Raw genomic sequence first — 2,627 nt, 5'->3', positions numbered from 1 at the left:
TGTAATCGGTAATTACAACTGCACCACTTTCGGTAAATAAGAATGCACCATATTTGGCAACAAGAATGCACCACCAATAATCCCTTAGGGGCATGCCCCTAAGGGATTTTGGACTATTTTGCTAGTGTACTAAAACTAGCATTTTATGAATGTGTATTTGAACAAATTTATGGTTTATTTTGAAATCCATCGCCTCTTCAGGGAGGGTTTTTCCGTTAGACAGATAAGTGAAGAGCTTGTCCTGAATCGCCGTACAGTGAGCAAATATCTTTCCATGTCCGAACAGGATTATGGACTCATGCTCGAAAGTCAGTCCGATCGGAACAAAGTATTATCCCCCTATGAATCTTTTGTGAAGTCCCGCCTGGAGAAATTCCGGGACACCCCAGCCGCCCAGATGCATGACTGGCTGAAGGAGCATTATCAGGATTTGCCAAAAGTATCCCAAAAAACCGTTTTCAATTTTGTTTCCTGGGTGAGGCGCAAATATAACCTGCCCTCCATTAAAATCCCCCGTGAATACGAGATGGTTGAAGAGCTCCCCTATGGAAAACAGGCTCAGGTGGACTTTGGCGAATACAACATGCGCAATACGTCCGGCAACAGGGTAAAAGTATTTTTCTTTATACTCACTCTTTCCCGGTCCCGGTATAAGTACCTGTGGTTTATCGACAGTTACTTTACCTCCCTTCTGGCCATCGAAGCCCATGAAAAAGCCTTTGCCTACATACGTGGTGTCCCAATGGAAATTGTCTATGACCAGGACAAGGTATTCATGGTCAGCGAAAACGGTGGGGACCTTATCCTCACCGATACATTCAGAGCTTATACGCGCGAACAGTCCTTCGATCTTTACTTTTGCAGGAAATCCGATCCGGAAAGCAAGGGTAAGGTCGAAAACGTGGTCAGGTATGTCAAAAGGAACTTCCTTTACAACCGTACCTTCCACAATATTGAAACCCTTAACGATGAGGCTCTGGGTTGGCTCGGCCGTACGGCCAACGCCCTGCCTCACGGGGTAACCAAAAAAGAGCCCTTCTCCGAATACATCATTGAAGGACCTTATCTTATCCCATATAAGCCCTGTTTCCCGAAGCAGGCCGTTCCGGATCTATATGCTGTCCGGAAGGACAATTCGATCTCTTACAAAGGCAACTTCTACTCCCTTCCACTGGGTACCTACAAGGGGAAGGGAAGCCGGGTTGGCCTACAGGTAGAGGCAGGTGAACTGATCATTAGCCAACCGGAAGATAAAACCGAAATCTGCCGCCACACCATTCCTGCCGGCATGGGTCAAAAAATAAAGAAAACCGATCACAGCAGGGATAAAACCGGTTCCATCGACGAAAGGATCGCCAAAGCGGCCAGGTTGTTTACCCAGGAAGAAATGGCCATTAGCTGGATGGAATTGCTCAGGAAAGAAAAGCCCAGGTATATCAGGGACCAGCTCGACATGGTCCAAAAGGCCATCGAAGGAGTGGATCCCAAAAAGGTAGACCTTACCCTGCAATACTGCCTTGAAAAATCCATCTGCAGCGCATCGGATTTTAAAGCTATTCTGGATCTCCAGGATACCGGCACTAAACAGGAGTCCGGTACCGTGATTATGAATCCGCTGAGCGGAAAAATGCCGGAAAATGCCCAGATACGGCCCGAAAAAAGCAACATCGGGGAATATGAAGATATTGTAAACAATAAAAAAGCCGAAACAAATAACTGATCAACAATCGCCATGGACAGTCCCGAAAGTGGGAAGTCCATGGCCCAAACTATCAAAAAATGGAAAAGAAAGAACAGATCAACGCCTTTTGCAGGCAGTTTAAAATCACCGGAATGGCAGCAGGGCTTCCCGAGGTGGTGGCCAAATCAGAAAAACAGAGCTCGGGCTTCATGGACTTTTTCCTCGAACTGCTCCGGCATGAGGCCGCACAGAGGTCTAAAAATGAGGTTATCAGACGGAGAAAAGCCGCAAATCTACCCCTTAAAAACGACCTTGAAACCTATGATACCGGAGCAGAAAACGGGCTGAACCTGACAAGGATAAACCAATTGAGAGAGTTGAACTGGCTGGATCAGGGTTTTAACCTCCTGCTGATGGGCCCTTCGGGAACAGGTAAAACCTTCCTTGCCGCCGGACTCGGAGCCGACGCAGTAGAAAAGGGCTACAAAACCTATTTTAAATCTATGGAAGACCTTACCAACATCCTTAAGCTCAAAGATATGACCAGGACAGCAATGGCCGAATACAAAAGGCTACTGAAAGCAGACCTGATCATCCTGGATGACATCATGCTCTTTCCTATTGAAAAAAGTGTGGCGATCGCACTCTTCAACTTTATCAATCAGGTTTATGAGCGCACCTGTTTTATTATCACCACAAATAAAAGCCCAACAGAATGGGCCAAAATGCTCGATGATGAGGTCCTGGCTACCGCTCTTTTAGACAGACTTTTGTTCCATTGTGATGTTATAAACCTATCTGGAAAAAGTTATAGAATGAAAAACAGAAAATCTTTCTTTGATCAACAGCAATAACCAACCTATATTTACAAAGTGGTGCATTCCTGTTGCCATTTTTGGTGCATTCCTAATTACCATTTTTGGTGCATATTCAATTACCGACTACA

Annotated in this window: 2 protein-coding genes; both read left to right on the top strand. The window is 45.6% G+C overall.

Annotated features, from left to right (window positions below):
• The first annotated feature begins 145 nt into the window (after window positions 1-145).
• A complete protein-coding gene (istA, locus tag GJQ68_RS23000; protein ID WP_162419606.1) occupies window positions 146-1,720 on the top strand; it encodes an IS21 family transposase in 1,575 nt (524 codons plus the stop codon).
• Between the two features lie 59 nt (window positions 1,721-1,779).
• Complete coding sequence (gene istB / locus GJQ68_RS22995; RefSeq protein WP_162419605.1) at window positions 1,780-2,535, top strand: IS21-like element helper ATPase IstB; 756 nt, start codon at window positions 1,780-1,782, stop codon at window positions 2,533-2,535.
• The last annotated feature ends 92 nt before the right edge of the window (window positions 2,536-2,627 follow it).

Source organism: Cyclobacterium roseum (assembly GCF_010119225.1).
Taxonomy (GTDB): Bacteria; Bacteroidota; Bacteroidia; order Cytophagales; family Cyclobacteriaceae; genus Cyclobacterium; species Cyclobacterium roseum.
This window is presented reverse-complemented; position numbering and strand designations above follow the sequence as displayed.